The organism is Nonomuraea gerenzanensis, assembly GCF_020215645.1.
GTDB lineage: Bacteria > Actinomycetota > Actinomycetes > Streptosporangiales > Streptosporangiaceae > Nonomuraea > Nonomuraea gerenzanensis.
The window spans coordinates 1,448,692-1,464,954 of record NZ_CP084058.1; the positions used below are offsets into that span (position 1 = coordinate 1,448,692).

Annotated in this window: 17 protein-coding genes; 11 read left to right on the forward strand and 6 right to left on the reverse strand. The window is 70.6% G+C overall.

Going from position 1 to position 16,263, the window contains the following annotated elements:
- Positions 1–41 precede the first annotated feature (41 nt).
- Positions 42–668 carry a LysE family translocator gene (locus LCN96_RS07220; RefSeq protein ID WP_225271798.1) on the reverse strand — a complete coding sequence of 209 codons (627 nt, stop codon included), beginning with the start codon at positions 666–668 and terminating at the stop codon, positions 42–44.
- 133 nt (positions 669–801) lie between these two features.
- Positions 802–1,662, reverse strand: a complete 861-nt coding sequence (locus LCN96_RS07225) for a LysR family transcriptional regulator (RefSeq protein ID WP_225271799.1) — start codon at positions 1,660–1,662, stop codon at positions 802–804.
- Positions 1,663–1,772: 110 nt separating this feature from the next.
- Between LCN96_RS07225 and LCN96_RS07230 the strand changes: the two genes are divergently transcribed.
- From LCN96_RS07230 to LCN96_RS07255, 6 genes are all read left to right on the forward strand, one after another.
- Positions 1,773–2,306 carry a cysteine dioxygenase family protein gene (locus tag LCN96_RS07230; RefSeq protein ID WP_225271800.1) on the forward strand — a complete coding sequence of 178 codons (534 nt, stop codon included), beginning with the start codon at positions 1,773–1,775 and terminating at the stop codon, positions 2,304–2,306.
- Positions 2,307–2,360: 54 nt separating this feature from the next.
- Entirely contained in the window at positions 2,361–2,867 is a 507-nt protein-coding gene (locus LCN96_RS07235; RefSeq protein WP_225271801.1) for a pyridoxamine 5'-phosphate oxidase family protein, read from the forward strand.
- Positions 2,868–2,904: 37 nt separating this feature from the next.
- Positions 2,905–3,495, forward strand: coding sequence for a winged helix-turn-helix domain-containing protein (locus LCN96_RS07240; RefSeq protein ID WP_225271802.1), 591 nt, complete (start codon positions 2,905–2,907; stop codon positions 3,493–3,495).
- A 24-nt stretch (positions 3,496–3,519) separates the two neighbouring features.
- Positions 3,520–3,711 (forward strand): hypothetical protein, encoded by a 192-nt coding sequence (locus LCN96_RS07245; RefSeq protein ID WP_225271803.1) that lies wholly within the window; start codon positions 3,520–3,522, stop codon positions 3,709–3,711.
- 147 nt (positions 3,712–3,858) lie between these two features.
- Positions 3,859–4,641, forward strand: a complete 783-nt coding sequence (locus LCN96_RS07250; protein ID WP_225271804.1) for a polyprenol monophosphomannose synthase — start codon at positions 3,859–3,861, stop codon at positions 4,639–4,641.
- 43 nt (positions 4,642–4,684) lie between these two features.
- Positions 4,685–5,557, forward strand: a complete 873-nt coding sequence (locus LCN96_RS07255; RefSeq protein WP_263657447.1) for a class I SAM-dependent methyltransferase — start codon at positions 4,685–4,687, stop codon at positions 5,555–5,557.
- Here the strand turns inward: LCN96_RS07255 and LCN96_RS07260 are convergent, their stop codons facing one another.
- The 3 genes from LCN96_RS07260 to LCN96_RS07275 all read right to left on the reverse strand — a co-directional run bounded on the left by LCN96_RS07260 (position 5,558) and on the right by LCN96_RS07275 (position 9,109).
- Entirely contained in the window at positions 5,558–6,589 is a 1,032-nt protein-coding gene (locus tag LCN96_RS07260; protein ID WP_225271805.1) for an MFS transporter, read from the reverse strand.
- Between the two features lie 309 nt (positions 6,590–6,898).
- On the reverse strand, positions 6,899–7,999 hold the full coding sequence (locus LCN96_RS07265; protein ID WP_225271806.1) for a MerR family transcriptional regulator: 1,101 nt from the start codon (positions 7,997–7,999) through the stop codon (positions 6,899–6,901).
- Between the two features lie 228 nt (positions 8,000–8,227).
- Complete coding sequence (locus LCN96_RS07275; RefSeq protein ID WP_263657533.1) at positions 8,228–9,109, reverse strand: RNA polymerase sigma-70 factor; 882 nt, start codon at positions 9,107–9,109, stop codon at positions 8,228–8,230.
- A 307-nt stretch (positions 9,110–9,416) separates the two neighbouring features.
- Between LCN96_RS07275 and LCN96_RS07280 the strand changes: the two genes are divergently transcribed.
- The 3 genes from LCN96_RS07280 to LCN96_RS07290 all read left to right on the forward strand — a co-directional run bounded on the left by LCN96_RS07280 (position 9,417) and on the right by LCN96_RS07290 (position 11,857).
- Positions 9,417–9,902, forward strand: coding sequence for a carboxymuconolactone decarboxylase family protein (locus tag LCN96_RS07280; RefSeq protein ID WP_225271808.1), 486 nt, complete (start codon positions 9,417–9,419; stop codon positions 9,900–9,902).
- 239 nt (positions 9,903–10,141) lie between these two features.
- Positions 10,142–11,389, forward strand: a complete 1,248-nt coding sequence (locus LCN96_RS07285) for an AAA family ATPase (protein WP_225271809.1) — start codon at positions 10,142–10,144, stop codon at positions 11,387–11,389.
- A 33-nt stretch (positions 11,390–11,422) separates the two neighbouring features.
- Positions 11,423–11,857: an RloB family protein gene (locus LCN96_RS07290; RefSeq protein ID WP_225275936.1), complete on the forward strand. Its 435-nt coding sequence runs from the start codon at positions 11,423–11,425 to the stop codon at positions 11,855–11,857.
- Between the two features lie 213 nt (positions 11,858–12,070).
- Here LCN96_RS07290 and LCN96_RS07295 read toward each other — a convergent pair whose 3' ends face one another.
- Complete coding sequence (locus LCN96_RS07295; RefSeq protein ID WP_225271810.1) at positions 12,071–13,426, reverse strand: dipeptidase; 1,356 nt, start codon at positions 13,424–13,426, stop codon at positions 12,071–12,073.
- A gap of 252 nt (positions 13,427–13,678) precedes the next feature.
- Here LCN96_RS07295 and LCN96_RS07300 point away from each other — a divergent pair, with 252 nt between their 5' ends.
- The gene (locus LCN96_RS07300) at positions 13,679–15,061 is read left to right on the forward strand and encodes an aspartate aminotransferase family protein (RefSeq protein WP_225271811.1); all 1,383 of its coding nucleotides are present in this window, start codon (positions 13,679–13,681) and stop codon (positions 15,059–15,061) included.
- Positions 15,062–15,113: 52 nt separating this feature from the next.
- A complete protein-coding gene (ald, locus tag LCN96_RS07305) occupies positions 15,114–16,223 on the forward strand; it encodes an alanine dehydrogenase (protein ID WP_225271812.1) in 1,110 nt (369 codons plus the stop codon).
- The last annotated feature ends 40 nt before the right edge of the window (positions 16,224–16,263 follow it).

Consider the following 16,263-nt stretch of genomic DNA (forward strand, 5'->3'; position numbering starts at 1 on the left):
CTTCTCACTATCGCATCAAGGCAGCGAAATTTCCCGGCTTGTCATGCCTTCTCAGTCGTGAGCCAGGCGGCCAGCCCCAGGTACACGAGGCCGCTGCCGACGTCCAGCCGCCGCCGTGCGCGCGCCGAGCGGCGGATGCGACCGGCCAGCGCGGAGGCGAGCATCGCGTACGTGCCGTCCGAGGCCATCCCGAGCAGCAGCCACACGAGGCCGAACACGAGGATCTGCGGCCCCACCGGCCCCGCCGCGGGGTCGGTGAACTGCGGCAGGAACGCCAGGAAGAAGATCGCGGTCTTGGGGTTGAGCACGTTCACCACGAACCCCTCCCAGAACAACCGCCGCCTCGACTGCACCTGCAGCTCCAGAACCTTCTCCTCGCCGCCCCTCTGCATCAGCTTCCGTACGCCGAGCCAGAGCAGGTACGCCACACCCACGTACTTGACGATCGTGAACGCCGTGGCCGAGGCGGCCAGCAACGCGCTGATGCCCAGCGCGGCGGCGGCGATGTGCACGATGGAGCCGGTGTGGATGCCGAGCACGGAGATCAGGCCGGCGGTGCGGCCCTGGGAGACGCTCCTGGTGACGATGTAGAGGACGGCGGGGCCGGGCACGAGCAGCAGCCCGAGCGTGGCCGCGCAGAAGACGGCGAGTGTTGAGATATCCGGCATGGGGCCATCGTAGGACCGGCGTCAAAGGGCTTTCCGGTGCCGGTGGCCGAAGGAAGGCCCGCGCGGTGCCGCTGCTCAGGGGCCTTCGCGGTGCCGCTGCTCAGGCGCGTTCGCGGTGCCGGTGGATGCGCTGTCAGAGGCTTTCGCGAAGGGCCGTGAGCAGGGCCTCGGTGGCCGGTGGGTGGGGCGGCTCGCCGTAGACCGCCGCGTACACGTGCCGCGTCGATCCCGGCACCTCCGCCACCTGCACGTCCGGATGCCGGTGCGCGGCCAGCGCCAGCCCGGGCAGCATGGTCAGCCCCAGCCCGGCCGCGACCAGCGCCTGCACCGCCACGATGTCGTCGCTGGTGAACGCGATGCGCGGCTCAAACCCGGCCTTCTCGCAGATGTCCAGCAGATGGCTGCGGCACCGGTCGCACCCGGCGATCCAGGCGGACTCGGCATGGTCGGCCGGCTCCCCGGGCGGCGTGCCGGAGACGAGGTAGCTGGGGTCGTCGAGGAGGTGGACCAGGTGGAGGCCGCTGTCCTCGGGCGCGGTGTCGTCGTACCGGAACATCACCGCCACGTCCACCCGCCCGGCCCGCAGCAGCCGCAGCGCCTCCGGCGGCTCGGTCTCGGTGAGCTGCAGGCGCAGCCCGGGATGCGCGCCGGCCAGCAGGCCGGCCGCCTTCGGGATGAACGTGCCCAGCGCGGACGGGAAGGCGGCCAGGCGCACCCGCCCCGAACGCAGCCCCACGTGCGCGGCCAGCTCCTCGGCGGTGGCGTCGAGCCGGCCGATGATGTCGGAGGCCCGCTCGGCCAGCAGCCGCCCCGCCTCGGTGAGCCGGATGCCGCGCCCGGCGCGCTGGATGAGCTTGGCCCCCGTCTCGGCCTCCAGCCGGGCCAGATGGTGGCTGATGGAGGGCTGCGAGTAGTGCAGCTCCTTGGCCGCCGCGGTCAGCGAGCCCTTGCGGGCCACCGCCACGAGCACCCGCAGGCGTGCGACATCCAGCATTCATCAATCCTATCTATTGATCGACCAGAAGACTTCTGTTGGACCTATCGGTGGAAATGCAGGACCGTGGGAGGGGAAGGCAGATTACTGATTTTCCCTAGGGGAATCCCATGAATATGGCCGCCGCCACCACAGTCACCAGGCCGGGGCTCGCGCCGATCGTCTCGGGCGTGTCGCGCATCGTCGCCCACCGGCTCGACGGCCACCGGACCGCGCACGCCGTCGCCGCCCTGCTCCGCGAGCGCCTCCCGGGGCTCGACCTCCTCACGCCGCAGGAGCGCGCGGGCTCGCCCGAGCGGTACGTCTCCCACATCCTGCACGCCGAGGAACGCTTCTCGGTCGTCGGCGTCGTCTGGCGCCCCGGGCAGGACACGGTGATCCACGACCACGTGTCGTGGTGCACGTTCGGCATCCTCAGCGGCATCGAGGACGAGACGCTCTACCGCGACATGGGCGACCATCTGGTGGAGATCGGGCGGGCGGAGAACCGGCCGGGGGAGGTCAGCGGGTTCGCGCCGCCCGGCGACATCCACAAGGTGCGCAACACCAGCTCGGAGACGGGGGTGTCGCTGCACGTGTACGGGGCCGACGTGCGCAGGCTCGGCAGCAGCGTGCGCCGGACGTACGACCTGCCGGTCCGATGACTTTCCCGCGCTCCACGGGTCTGCCCCTGTGACAGCCGATCCGAGGGAGCGACCATGGAACCCACGACGGAGCTGGACGCCCGCTTCAGCGCCGACAACGCCACCGCCACCCCCTGGGCCGAGGCCCGCGAGCAGCTCGAACACGCCGAGACGTTCTGGCTGAGCACCGTACGCGCCGACGGCCGCCCGCACGTCACCACGCTGATGGCCGTCTGGCAGGACGACGCCCTGCACTTCTGCACAGGGGCTGAGGAGCAGAAGGGCAGGAACCTGGAGGGCAACCGCAACTGCGTGCTCACCACGGGCGCCAGCGCCCTGCGCACGGGCCTGGACCTGGTGGTGGAGGGGGTGGCCGAGCGCGTCACCGACCCCGCGAGGCTCAAGCGGCTGGCCGACGCCTGGGAGGCCAAGTACACCGCCGAATGGCACTTCGACGTGGGCGACGGGGTGTTCGTGAACAGCCACGGGGGAGAGGCGCTGGTCTTCGCGGTGGCGCCGGCCAAGGTGCTGGGCTTCCGCAAGGGCGACTACGCGCAGATGCGGTGGCAGTTCCAAAAATAAACTTGCGCAATTTTTCTTTCGCTTCTACGGTGGAGGCATGTCCTCCACGGAGCACACCCACCGCGTCAAGGACCTCGACACCCTCAAGGCCCTCGGCCATCCGCTGCGCATCAAGCTCTACCGCGCCCTCTACGTCGCGGGCACGGCGACGGCCTCGCAGCTGGCCGACCAGGTGGACGAGGCCGTGTCGCTGGTCAGCTACCACCTGCGCAAGCTGGCCAAGCACGGCGTCATCGAGGAGGTCGAAGGAGGCAGCGGTGACGCCAGGGAGCGATGGTGGCGTCCCGTCATGACCAGCATCTCCACCACGGACGAGGACTTCCGCGACGCCCCCGACCGCGCTGCGGTGCACACCGCCGTCTCCCGCGTGTACGCCCGGCAGCGCGGCGAGCTGTACGAGAGCTACCTCGACATGAAGGCCGTGTGGAGCGACGACTGGCGCAACGCGGCCTTCTCCTCCGAGTCCCTGATGCCGCTCAAGGCGGCGGAACTGCGCGCCCTGCGCGAGGAGATCACCGAGGTGGTGCGCGGTTACCGGCTGCGCGCCGAGGCCGCGCGTGACGCGGGTGACACGGAGGGGCGCGAGAACGTCGCCGTGCAGACGTACGGGTTCCCGTTCCGTACCTAGTCTTCGAGGAAGCGAGGAGCAGCGATGCTGCATCCGGACGAATACCTTCAGGTCGAACGGTTCAGAGCTCGCGAACTCCAGGCCGAGGCCGCCCGCCACCGCCCCGTCGCAGGGCGCCGGTCGCCGGCTCCACCGGCCCGCTCCGAGGCGCGTGCGTGGGAGCGGCGCCTCGGCTGGCTCCTGATCGAAACCGGCCTGCGCCTGCTCGCGCGCTGACGCGAACCCCTCGGCCGGGGGCGTCGCCCGCCTCGTCCACGATCCGGCCCGAGCACCCCCGGAGGCGGGCTGAGCCGGACCGGGCGGCGCCCGATCTTTCGGGCCCGTAGGGTGTTGGGGCCACCGTGCCCGGACAAGGAGAGCGTCTTGAACGAAGGAGCCTGGTCGCTGCCGTCCCCGTGGCGGGAGGCGCCCGTCGCGGTCGTGGTGCCGACGTACAACGAGGCAGGCAACCTGGGCGAGCTGACGGAGCGGATCCTCGCGCTGGACCTGCCGAACCTCCGCCTGATCATCGCCGACGACGACTCGCCCGACGGCACCGGCACGCTCGCCGACGACCTCGCCAAGCACGCGAACGAGGGGCGCCCCGACCGCATGGTGGTGCTGCACCGCAAGGTCAAGGAGGGCATCGGGCGCGCGCACCTCGCCGGGATGCAGGAGGCGCTGGGGCGCGGCGACGAGTTCGTGGTGCAGATGGACGGTGACCTGAGCCATCGCCCCGAGTACATCCCGCATCTGCTCGGCACGATCCTCGCCACGCAGGCCGGGGTTGTGATCGGCAGCCGGTACGTCGTGGGCGGCTCCCTGTCCACCCAGTGGGGCTGGCACCGGCGGCTGCTGAGCCGCTTCGCCGGCCTCTACGTCAACACGATCCTCCACCTGTCCGTACGCGACCCGACGGGCGGCTTCAAGATCTGGCACCGCGACGTGCTCGAAGGCATCGACCTGAACGCCATCCGCAGCGACGGCTACAGCTTCCAGGTCGAGATGAACTACCGGTGCAAGCGGCTGGGCCGGGCGATCGTCGAGATGCCGATCCACTTCGAGGAGCGCAACGCCGGCTCCAGCAAGATCAGCTTCGCGGTGCAGGTGGAGTCGATGCTCACGCCGTTCGCGCTGCGGTTCGGCGGGCAACGGCGTTCGCGGTGAAATCGGGTCGCGAGGGCGATGATCCGATCCGTACGGTGTCGGCATGCCCTCCTACTCCCACCCCCTGGCCTGGCTCCTGGGCCTGGAAGGCGCCGCGCTGCTGCGCGCGCAGGCCGGCGACCTCGGCGACGCCGCCTACGTCGAGCGGCGCATCGCCGAGATCCGCGCCCTGGTCACGGACCCCGGCCCGGCGCTGAACGCGGGCACGACACTCGGCCACGCCACCACCGAGGAGGGCTACGCCCAGTGGGCCGCCCACTACGACTCCGACGGCAACCCTCTGATCGCGGCGGAGGAGCCCCTGGTGCAGGGCATTCTCGCCGCGCTCCCGCCGGGCAGGGCCCTGGACGCCGCCTGCGGGACGGGCCGCCACGCCGCGTTCCTGGCGGGCCTCGGGCACGAGGTCGTGGGCGTGGACACCTCGGCGCAGATGCTCGCCAAGGCCAGGCCCAAGGTGCCGGGCGGCGAGTTCCACCAGGCCGACCTGCACGACCTCCCCGCCGCGCCCGGCAGCTTCGACGTGGTGGTCTGCGCCCTGGCCCTCACTCACCAGCCCACCCTCGGCCCGGCGCTGGCGGAGCTCGCCCGGGTCGTCCGGCCCGGCGGGCACGTGGTGCTGTCGGACGTCCATCCTCTCTCGCTCTACCTGGGTGGCGTGCCCACGGTGGCCGGGCGGGACGGCGTCCGTACCATGACGGCCGGACGCTTCCTGGCCAGCGACTACATCACCGCGATCCACGAGGCGGGGCTGCGGATCCTGAGCTGCCACGAGCCCCGCTGGGGCAGGACACCCGGCGGGCACGGCGGCCCTCTGGCCCAGGAGCGATGCCCGGAGGCGGCCGCGGCGGCCTACGAGGACACCCCCGCCCTGATCATCTGGCATCTCCAGCGGCCTACGTGGACACTCCGGCCTTGATCACCCGGTGTCTCCGGCCGCCACCGCTCCGAGCCGCCGCAGCTCAGGGAACGCCCACGTGACAGCCGCCACGGTGACCGTGGTGAGCAGCCCGCCGGCCCAGATCACCGCGCGGTGGTCGAGGACGGTGGTGGCGGCCCCGTGCAGCAGGTTCGCGAGGTGGGGGCCGCCGAAGAGAACCACGGTGAGCGATCCCTGGATCCGGCCGCGCAGGGCATCGGGGGTGTGCGCCTGCGTGATGGCGTTACGGAACGTACTCAGCACGAAGTTGACCGCGCCCCCGGCAACGAGCGCCACCAGCGCGAGCCAGAGCCACCCCGCCAGCCCCAGCACCACCACGGTCAGGCCCCACGCCGCCGCGGCCCCCGCCATGACGGCACCGTGGCGCCGGGCGCGGGTGAACGTCCCCGACAGCAGCCCGGCCGCGACCACCCCCGCCGGGTAGGCGGCGTAGAGCAGCCCCAGTTCGAGGCCGCCTCCCACGGGCCCGCCGAAGGTGTGCCAGGCCAGCTCGGGAAACAGCGCGACCGGCATGCCGAAGACCATCGCCGCCAGGTCCACCAGCAGCACGGCCACCAGCAGCCGGCTGCCGGCGAGATGTCGCAGCCCGGCCGTGCCGGCGCGGGGACCGGGCCGCGGCGGCAGCGGTGGCAGCCGGACGACCGCCCAGACGACCGCCAGGAGCGCGACGGCGTCGAGGAGGTACAGCGTGCCGAGCCCCACCACCGGGATCAGGACGCCGGCCAGCACCGGGCCGATGATCGAGCCGGCGTAACGGGTGAGGGAGCCGAGACTGTTCGCCGCGGGCAGGAGCTCCGCGGGAACCAGCCGGGGCACCGCGGCGCCCATCGTCGTCATGATCGCGCCCAGGGCCAGGCTCTGGCAGGCGACCAGCACCATCAGCAGCGGGACGGACCCCACGCCCAGCGCCGCCTGCACCCACAGAGCCGCGTACGTCGCCCCGAGGCCGCAGTGAGCCGCCAGCAGCACCGTCCGCCGGTCCCGCGCGTCGGCCAGCCCGCCCGCCCACAACGCCCGCCACGACCAGCGCCCCGAACGACACCGCCCCCGCCGCGCCCACCGCCGCCGAGGAGCCGCTTACCGCGTAGAGCTGCGCCGGCACGGCCACCACACCGAACGAACCACCCACCGCGCCGATCGCCGAGGCGATCCAGAGCCTTCTGAAGGCGGGGACGGTGAGGGGGCGGCGGTCGATGGCCCAGGTGCCCAGCGAGATGCCCGGCTTGCGGCGTGCTGGGGTGCGCGGGTTCGATCGGCCTTCGCCAGAGGCAGCGGTTCGCGGGCCCGATCGGCCGTCGTCAGGGGCGGAGATCCGTGGGCTCATTGACCGGCGCCCGTGGCCGGCGTCTCCAGGCTGACCACGTCCGCGACGACGCAGGCGATGTTGTCGGGCGCCCCGGCGGTATACGCCCGCGCGACCAGCTCATCGAGCACCTCCTGCGGCGCACCGGGCCCGACCAGCACCTCCCGCAGCGACCCCGCCGGCACCACGGCGGACAATCCATCGGAACACAGCAGATACCGATCACCGGCCGCCGCGTCGTGCAGCGCCAGCTGCGGCCGGATACCACCCGTACCGGTCAACGCCCGCACGAGCAGCGCGCGCCGCGGATGCGAGGCCGCCTCCGCCGCCGTCAGCCGCCCCTCGTCCACCAGCGCCTGCACGTACGTGTGATCGTGCGTGATCTGGAACAGCTCCCCACCTCGTACGAGATACGCCCGCGTGTCACCGATGTGCACCAGCGCCAGCCGCGACCCCGACCACAACAGCGCCGTCAACGTGGTCACAGCCTCACCGGACGGCGCCGAAGCGGCGATCTCCCCGATGGCCCGGTCCGCGTTCCCGACCGCGTCGGCCAGCGCGCCGAGCAGGTCCTCGGCCGGGACGGTCATCGTCTCCAACGGCTTGAGCGCCTCGACCGCCGCCGCGCTGGCCAGGTCGCCGCTCGACCCCCGCACCCCGTCGGCCACCGCCAGCAGGCGCGGGCCGGCGTACGCGGTGTCCTCGTTGCTCGTCCGCCCCAGCCCCGACTCCGACCGGGCGGCGTACCGGATCCCCAGCAGGGTCGCCGTCTCCTCCACGGTGCTGCCCCTTCCCGACAGATAGTCGACGAGGAAGGTCGCCAGCTCGCCACGGGCGGCGGTCTCCGCCAGCACCTGCTCCCAGTACGCGGCGATCTCCCCGGCCGCGGCCCCCGCCGGCAGGTCGCACACCCGCCTGATCCGCGCCAGCGGCATGCCCAGCCTCCGCAACCACGCGATCAGCCGGGCGCGCTCCAGTTGCGCCGGGTCGTAGAAGCGGTATCCCGACTCCCCGTCCACCGCGGCGGGCCGCAGCAGGCCGAGCTCGTCATAGAGCCGCAACGCCTTCGGCGACAGGCGCGCCGCCCGGGCGAACGCCCCGATCGTCAGCAGCCGCACCACTCCTCCTCGTCCCGGCCACCACGACCGGTACGGACGATGGTGCGGCTTCACCCAGGGGGAAGGTCAACACCGACCCGCGCCCTGCCCCCGCTCCGACGCCGTGCCCCGGCCCCATGCCCCGGCCCCATGCCCCGGCCCCATGCCCCGACCCCATGCCCCGCCCGCGACCCCGCGGCCTCGTCCCTGGGCGAGCCCGGCCCGGCCCCGGCCCCGCGTTCGGCACGCTCAGCGACTGACCGCAGTCTCTTCCCGCTGCACCCGCGACAACTTCTCCGGATTGCGCACGAAGTACAGCCCGGTCACCAGACCATCGTCCACCCGCACGGCCACCACGTTGTCGATCTCCCCATCGATCCGAACGACCAGCGCCGGGCAACCATTGACCTGCGCCGGCGTGATCGCGACCCGCCTCCAGAGCCTGGGCAGCCCGCCTTCCATCAGCCGAGCCACCTTCCCGGCCCCCACGACAGGATGCGGGATGGCCTGCACGACCCCGCCACCGTCCGTCAGCAGCACGACGTCCGGCGCGAGAATGTCGAGCAACCCCTGCAGATCCCCTGTCTCGACGGCCCGCTGGAACGCCGCGAGCGCGTCCCGGGACTCGGCGGGAGAAGCGACACTACGCGGCCGTCGCGCCGCCACATGCGCCCGCGCCCGATGCGCGATCTGCCGCACCGTGACCGTGCTCTTGTCCACCGCCTCGGCGATCTCCTCATAGTCCAGCCCGAACACCTCCCGCAGCACGAACACCGCCCGCTCGGTCGGCTTGAGCGTCTCCAGCACCAGCAACATCGCCATCGACACACTCTCGGCCAGCTCCACGTCCTCGGCCACATCGGGCGAGGTCAGCAACGGCTCAGGCAGCCACGGGCCGACGTAGGACTCCTTACGCCGGCCGAGCGACCGCAGCCGCCCCAGGGCCTGCCGGGTGGTGATCCGCACCAGGTACGCCCGCTGATCCCGTACGTCGTCCAGATCGACGCCCGCCCACCGCAGCCAGGTCTCCTGCAGCACGTCCTCAGCGTCGGCGGCCGAGCCCAGCATCTCGTAGGCGACGGTGAACAGCAGGTTGCGGTGGGCGACGAACGCCTCGGTGGCGGAGTCCAACCGACCGTCGCCGGCGAGCGGCTCAGCGGCGCCCGACTCAGACCTGCGACTGCCGGAAGCGCCCGGCTCGCCTGAAGCGACAACCTGCTCCCGCTCGGTGGGCTCACTCACGGCTGACTCCTACCTGCTCCGCCCAGCTCTTCCCACACGAGATGCCGCTCCCCAGCGATCCGTGACACCCCTCTCCGGTGGCATACGTCACAAACTTCCGCTGTCACAAGGACGGGCCGCCCGGCATCTCCATGTCGTCAGGCCACCGGGGAGAGCGATCCGGACGGCACACCAGACCATGAGCGAGGACGACCCCATGGACCTCCGTTTCAACATGTTCGCCAACGACCTCGGCGCCAAGATCAGCAAGCGGATCTACGGCGTCAGCACAGTGATCGAGCAGTCGTCGCTGCCCAAGGCAACGCAGCACCTGGTGATGATCCGCGTCAGCCAGATCAACGGCTGCGGCTTCTGCGTCGACTTCCACACCAAGGACGCCACGGCCGACGGCGAGAGCGCGGTCCGGCTCAACCTGGTCGCCGTCTGGCGCGAGACCACCGTGTACACGGACGCCGAGCGGGCCGCCCTGGCGCTCGCCGAGGAAGGCACCAGGCTCGCCGACGCCCACCTGGGCGTGTCGGACGAGACCTGGGCGCAGGCCCGCAAGCACTACGACGACGACCAGCTCGCCGCGCTGGTGGCCCTGATCGCGATGATCAACGCCGCCAACCGGCTCAACGTGATCATCGGCAACCAGGGCGGCTCCTACGAGCCCGGCATGTTCAGCAGCATGTCGAACTGAGCAGGATTGCCGATCCCGGCCCGGAGTCCGCATCCGGGCCGAATCGCGGCTCAGGGTCCGCAACAGCGCGGCGTCCCCCCGCAGCTCACGGTCGAGATCGGCGCGGCGCCTGAGAACCAGGCGGTGTTGGACCACCTTTCCCCTTATGTCCGCGGCGATGATGCAAAGAGAAGCAGGTTTTCGCTCATCTTCGACGGAATCCCGCCTATGCTGGCCGCCTGGATGCTGAGAGGTGACCCTTGCTGATCCGCTTCGAGGTGGCGAACTTCCGCTCGATGCTCGATCCCGTCGAGCTGTCGATGGTGGCTGTCGACCGAGACCGACCGGAGGCGCATCCGGTGCCCAATCTCGGCGAGAGCTTGCTACCAGTTGCGGCGATCTTCGGTCCGAACGCCTCTGGCAAGTCCAACGTCATCGCCGCCATCACGTGGTTGCGCATGGCCGTGCGTGAGTCCCTGCGCGAGTGGGACGACGAGATCCCCATTGAGCCGTTCGCTTTCGCCGCAGGCTGGAAACGCCCGTCAGAGTTCACGATCGAGTCCGTCATCGCCGGCGTGAGATACGAATACGTGGTCGAGCTTGATCGTCAGACGGTGCGATATGAGGCGCTGTTCCACTATCCGGAGAAGAAACGGCGGCGGATCTTCGAACGCGAGGGAAGTCAGTTCAAGCTCCAGCGCGGCCTGGGCAGCCTGTCCGGCACGCGCGGGCTGTTGAGCCCCCGCGCGCTCGCGTTGTCGATCGCGAGACGATTCGACGAGCCGGTTGTGTCCGATTTCGCGGACTGGTTGCTTGCGGCACAGACGCTCGGCCTGCCTGCGAGTCGTTCGCATGGCTCGTATTACCAAGCGGCGCGCTCGACCGCCCGCTGGTTCGAAGAACCACGTGGCGACCAGTTGCCACTGCCTTTCCGAGCAGATCGCGCTCAGGCGTTGGCCCTGCTCCGGTTGGCGGATCTGGGCATCGACGACGTGCTGATCGATCATTACGCGGTTGATCACCCGGATGGGCCGCGGATGCGACGGCGGATACGCCTCGTGCATCGAACGGCCCACGAGAGGGCACCGCTCAACTTCGAGGCGGAGTCGGAGGGGACACGTACCTGGTTCCATCTCATCGGTCCCGTGCTGGCGGCGCTCATGACCGGTTCGCTGCTGCTGTTCGACGAATTGGACGCGAGCTTGCATCCGACACTTTCCAAGCAGTTGCTGCGGTTGTTCCAGGACCCCGCCACCAACCCGAAGGGCGCGCAGTTGGTCTTCACCTCACACGACACCAGTCTGCTGAACCACCTCAACAGGGACGAGGTCTGGCTGACCGAGAAGGCCGAGGACGCGGTGACCAGACTCGGCGCGCTGGCGGACTTCGCCGGTGAGCGGGTGCGGAAGTCGCAGAACCTCGAGAAGGCGTACCTGCACGGACGTTTCGGTGCGATACCCGAAGTGGATCGCACCGACCTCCTCCGGGCTCTCGGCCTGATCGGCTGACCCGGATGGCACCACGGAGAACCAAGGCGAAAGATCTCCGGCGGAGGACGGCAAGTCGCGCGGAGCCGCGACGACGAGGTTGACCAATGTTGGTGCGTGTTCGACATCGAGTGGCCGAAGAACCACCCGAACCTGAAGCAGGCGATCCGGTTAGCACAGGAACACGGGATCCGGCTCGCCATCTCCAATCCGTGCTTCGAGCTGTGGCTGATTCTGCATTTCGAAGACCAGACGGCCTTCATCGGCACCAAAGAGGCCGAGAGCAGGAGTCGCAAGCTCGACGGGCGCAGCGGCAAGCGCATCGACCCCAACCAGTACATGCCGCGGCGGCATGAGGCGGTCCGGCGAGCGTTACTGCTGGCGCAACGGCATGCTCGGCACCAGAGCAGCTGTCCCGACGACAATCCGTCGTCCGCCATGGGGGAGTTGCTGGCAGCGATTCAGGGGCTTGACCGAACAGTTCGGTAGGGCGTGCCGGCGTGGTGCATCCCTCCACGGCGATGGGCGGGCGGGGGCGCCGGAGGCGCATGGATGCGCCGTAAGGCGCCTGATCAGGAACGCCTGAGCCCCTTGGCGCGAAGCGCCCCCGGCGAAGCCCTTTCGCGCGAAGCGCCCCCGGCGAAGCCCGATCGGGGTGGGAGTCAGCTGGCCAACCACCCCATCGAGCAACGGGTGGGGAGCCTAGACCCCGAGGGCGGAAGGCAGGCTGAGCTCCTGGAGGAAGAGGGCCTCCGTGGTGGCGACCCGGCGCAGCTCCTCCAAATCCACCCGCTCGTTCGGCGCGTGGATCGCCGCCTCCTCGTCCTCCGCCCCGAACAGCAGGATCTCGGCCGCGGGGAACTGCCGGAGCAGCGTGTTGACGAGCGGGATCGAGCCTCCGGCGCCGACGTCGCGCGGCGGGCGGCCGAAGGCGCGTTCCATGGCGCGGTTGAGGGCGGCGCGGGCCTTGCCGCCCGAGTCCGCCTGGTAGCCGGAGCCGACCGTGAAGTCGCCGAACGAGACCTGCACGCCCCACGGGGCGACCTGGCGCAGGAACTCCACGACCGCGTTCACGGTGGTCTTGGGGTCGCCCGCCGGTGGGACGCGGACCGTGACGCGGGCGCGGGCCGTGGGCTGGACGGCGTTGACGGCGCCCGAGACCGTGGGGACGTCGAGGCCGGTGACGGTGATGGCGTAGGAGGACCAGAGCCGGTCCGCGAGCGAGCCGGAGCCCACCAGCGACACCCCATCGAGCACCCCTGAGGTCCGCCTGAACTCCTCCTCCGACGGCCCCTGCCCGAGGAACGAGCCGCGGGGCAGGCCGGGGACGCGGATGTCGCCGTTGTCGTCGTGCAGCGAGGTGAGCATGCGCATGAGCGCGGCCAGCGCGTCGGGGGCGGCGCCGCCGAAGGAGCCGCTGTGCACGGCCTCCTTCAGGGTGCGGACCTCGATGGTGAAGGCGGCCATGCCGCGCAGCGACGTGGTGACGGACGGGTCGCCGACGCGCGGGTTGCCCGTGTCGGCCACCACGATGGCGTCGGCGCGCAGCAGGTCGGGGTTGCGCTCGACGAACGCCTCCAGCCGGTCGCCCGCGTACTCCTCCTGGCCCTCGATGATGACCTTGATGCCCACGGGGAATCGCCCCTGGAAGGTGCGCAGGGCGGTGATGTGGGAGATGATGCCCGACTTGTCGTCGGCGGTGCCGCGCCCGTACAGGCGGCCGTCGATGAGCGTCGGCTCGAACGGCGGGGTACGCCATGCGGCCGGGTCCCCCGCCGGCTGCACGTCGTAGTGCGCGTACAGGAGCACCGTGGGCATGCCGGGAGGCGCGGGCGCCTCGCCGAAGACGGCCGGGAAGCTGCCTTCGACGGGCACCTGCTGCACGCGCGGCAGCCCGGTGGAGCGCAGCAGCTCCTCGGTCATGGCGGCGGCGGCGAACACGGGCTCTTCCGGGTGCCCGGGGAAGGCCACGGAGGGGATGGCGGAGAGCCGCTTGAGCTCCTCGACGGCCTGTGGCATCGCGGCGCGGACGGCGCTCTCGATCTGATCTGGAGTCACGGAGGGTCCCCCGGGGTCGTTCTTCACCTATACACAGCGATTCGTCTCATTGGATCACAACCGGCCCTGTGCTGCGGAAACGAGGCGAGGACCGGTCTGACCCGCGGGCCAATCTACCTGCGGATTTCGTCGTTGTTACATACCGGTTCTGCGGATACCGATTTTCTTGCAGAGTGCTGCGACCGATTCGCTTGGCAAAACCGCAGGTGAACCGTCACACTGTGGCTAGTTCAGACACGAGGGAAGATAACCATGACGCAGCCGGAACACGACGTCCTGAAGGCCGCGCAGGACAACCTGTGGTTGCACTTCACCAGGCACAGCGCGTACCAGCAGTCCGAGATCCCGACCATCGTGCGCGGTGAGGGATCCTACGTCTACGACATCCACGGCAAGCGCTACCTCGACGGTCTGGCCGGCCTGTTCGTGGTCCAGGTGGGCCACGGGCGGCAGGAGCTGGCCGAGGCCGCCGCCAAGCAGGCCCAGGAGCTGGCGTTCTTCCCGCTGTGGTCCTACGCCCACCCCAAGGCGGCCGAGCTGGCCCAGCGCCTGGCCGCCCACACCCCCGGCGAGCTGAACCGCGTCTTCTTCACCACGGGCGGCGGCGAGGCGGTCGAGACCGCCTGGAAGCTGGCCAAGCAGTACTACAAGCTCATCGGCAAGCCGCTCAAGCACAAGGTCATCAGCCGCCAGATCGCCTACCACGGCACCCCGCAGGGCGCCCTGTCGATCACCGGCATCCCGGCGTTCAAGCAGATGTTCGAGCCGCTGGTGCCGGGGTCGATCCGGGTGCCCAACACCAACCACTACCGCGCCGACGAGATCACCGGCGTCCCGGGCATGACGCCCGAGCAGTACGGCATCTGGGCCGCCGAGCGCGTGGCCCGCGCCATCGAGATGGAGGGCCCCGACACGGTGGCCGCCGTCTTCGCCGAGCCCGTCCAGAACGCGGGCGGCTGCTTCCCGCCGCCCCCCGGCTACTTCCAGCGCCTGCGCGAGATCTGCGACGAGTACGACGTCCTGCTCGTCTCGGACGAGGTCATCTGCGCCTTCGGCCGGCTGGGCACCATGTTCGGCGGCCAGAAGTTCGACTACGTGCCCGACATCATCACCTGTGCCAAGGGCATGACCAGCGGTTACTCCCCGATCGGGGCGATGATCGCGCACGAGCGGCTGTTCGAGCCGTTCAAGCAGGGCGACACCATGTTCGCCCACGGCTACACCTTCGGCGGTCACCCGGTCTCCGCCGCCGTGGCGCTGGCCAACCTCGACATCTTCGAGCGCGAGGACCTCCTCGGCCACGTGACGGCGAACGAGCCGCGCTTCAAGCAGACCCTCGACGACCTGCGCGACCTGCCGATCGTCGGCGACGTGCGGGGCTCCGGCTACTTCTGGGGCATCGAGCTGGTCAAGGACAAGACCACCAAGGAGACGTTCACCGCCGACGAGTCGGAGCGGCTGCTGCGCGGGTACCTGTCGAAGGCGCTGTTCGACGCGGGCCTCTACTGCCGCGCCGACGACCGCGGCGACCCCGTCATCCAGCTCGCCCCACCGCTGATCGCCGGGCAGAAGGAGTTCGACGAGATCGGAGCGATCCTCCGCGGCGTGCTCGCCGAAGCCTGGGCTCAGCTCTGACACCCCTCAATCCGGTACGACGGAGTGCCGGTTCCCGAAAGGATCCACCGCCATGAAGATCGGCGTTCCAGCCGAGGTCAAGAACCACGAGTATCGCGTCGCCGTCACCCCGGCAGGCGTGCACGAGCTGGTGCGCAACGGGCACGACGTCACCGTACAGCGGGGCGCGGGCCTGGGCTCGCAGATCACGGACGAGGAGTACCTCGCGGCCGGCGCGAAGATCATCGACAGTGCCGACGCCGTCTGGGCCGAGGCCGACCTGGTGCTCAAGGTGAAGGAACCGATCGCCGAGGAGTACCACCGGCTGCGCGAGGGGCTGGTGCTGTTCACCTACCTGCACCTGGCCGCCTCCCGGCCCTGCACCGACGCGCTGCTCAGCGCCAGGACCACCGGCATCGCCTACGAGACCGTGCAGGTGGGCAACGCGCTGCCGCTGCTCGCCCCCATGTCCGAGGTGGCCGGTCGGCTCGCGCCGCAGGTGGGCGCCTACAACCTGATGCGCTTCAACGGCGGGCGGGGCGTCCTGCCCGGCGGCGTGCCCGGTGTGGCCCCCGCCAAGGTGGTCGTGATCGGCGGCGGCGTCTCCGGCCTGAACGCCGCGCAGATCGCCGTCGGCATGGGCGCCGACGTCACCGTGCTCGACACCAACATCGACCGGCTGCGCTCCATCGACGCCGTCTACCAGGGCCGGCTCAAGACGCTGGTGTCCACCGCGTACGCCATCGAGCGGGAGGTCCTGCAGGCCGACCTGGTCATCGGCGCGGTGCTGATCCCCGGCGCCAAGGCCCCCACCCTGGTCTCCAACGACCTGGTCGCGCGCATGAAGCCGGGCTCCGTGCTCGTCGACATCGCCATCGACCAGGGCGGCTGCTTCGAGGACTCGCGCCCCACCACGCACGCCGACCCGACGTACAAGGTGCACGAGTCCGTCTTCTACTGCGTGGCGAACATGCCCGGCTCCGTGGCCAACACCTCCACCTACGCCCTGACCAACGCGACGCTCCCGTACGCGGTCAAGCTGGCGAACCTGGGCTGGCGGGACGCGGTCAAGTCGGACGCCGGCCTGGCGGGCGGCCTCAACACGCACGACGGCAAGCTGACGAACCAGCCGGTCGCCGAGGCGCTCGGCCTGGCGTACACGCCTGTCTCCGAAGTGGTGTGATGGGGTGAGGGGGGCACGGCCCGGCCGCGCCCCCGCACAC

Excerpts from the sequence above, each read along its gene's own strand:
- LCN96_RS07220 (WP_225271798.1), bottom strand. The coding sequence starts at position 668 with ATGCCGGATATCTCAACACTCGCCGTCTTCTGCGCGGCCACGCTCGGG.
- LCN96_RS07225 (WP_225271799.1), bottom strand. The coding sequence starts at position 1,662 with ATGCTGGATGTCGCACGCCTGCGGGTGCTCGTGGCGGTGGCCCGCAAG.
- LCN96_RS07230 (WP_225271800.1), top strand. The coding sequence starts at position 1,773 with ATGAATATGGCCGCCGCCACCACAGTCACCAGGCCGGGGCTCGCGCCG.
- LCN96_RS07235 (WP_225271801.1), top strand. The coding sequence starts at position 2,361 with ATGGAACCCACGACGGAGCTGGACGCCCGCTTCAGCGCCGACAACGCC.
- LCN96_RS07240 (WP_225271802.1), top strand. The coding sequence starts at position 2,905 with ATGTCCTCCACGGAGCACACCCACCGCGTCAAGGACCTCGACACCCTC.
- LCN96_RS07245 (WP_225271803.1), top strand. The coding sequence starts at position 3,520 with ATGCTGCATCCGGACGAATACCTTCAGGTCGAACGGTTCAGAGCTCGC.
- LCN96_RS07255 (WP_263657447.1), top strand. The coding sequence starts at position 4,685 with ATGCCCTCCTACTCCCACCCCCTGGCCTGGCTCCTGGGCCTGGAAGGC.
- LCN96_RS07280 (WP_225271808.1), top strand. The coding sequence starts at position 9,417 with ATGGACCTCCGTTTCAACATGTTCGCCAACGACCTCGGCGCCAAGATC.
- LCN96_RS07300 (WP_225271811.1), top strand. The coding sequence starts at position 13,679 with ATGACGCAGCCGGAACACGACGTCCTGAAGGCCGCGCAGGACAACCTG.
- ald (WP_225271812.1), top strand. The coding sequence starts at position 15,114 with ATGAAGATCGGCGTTCCAGCCGAGGTCAAGAACCACGAGTATCGCGTC.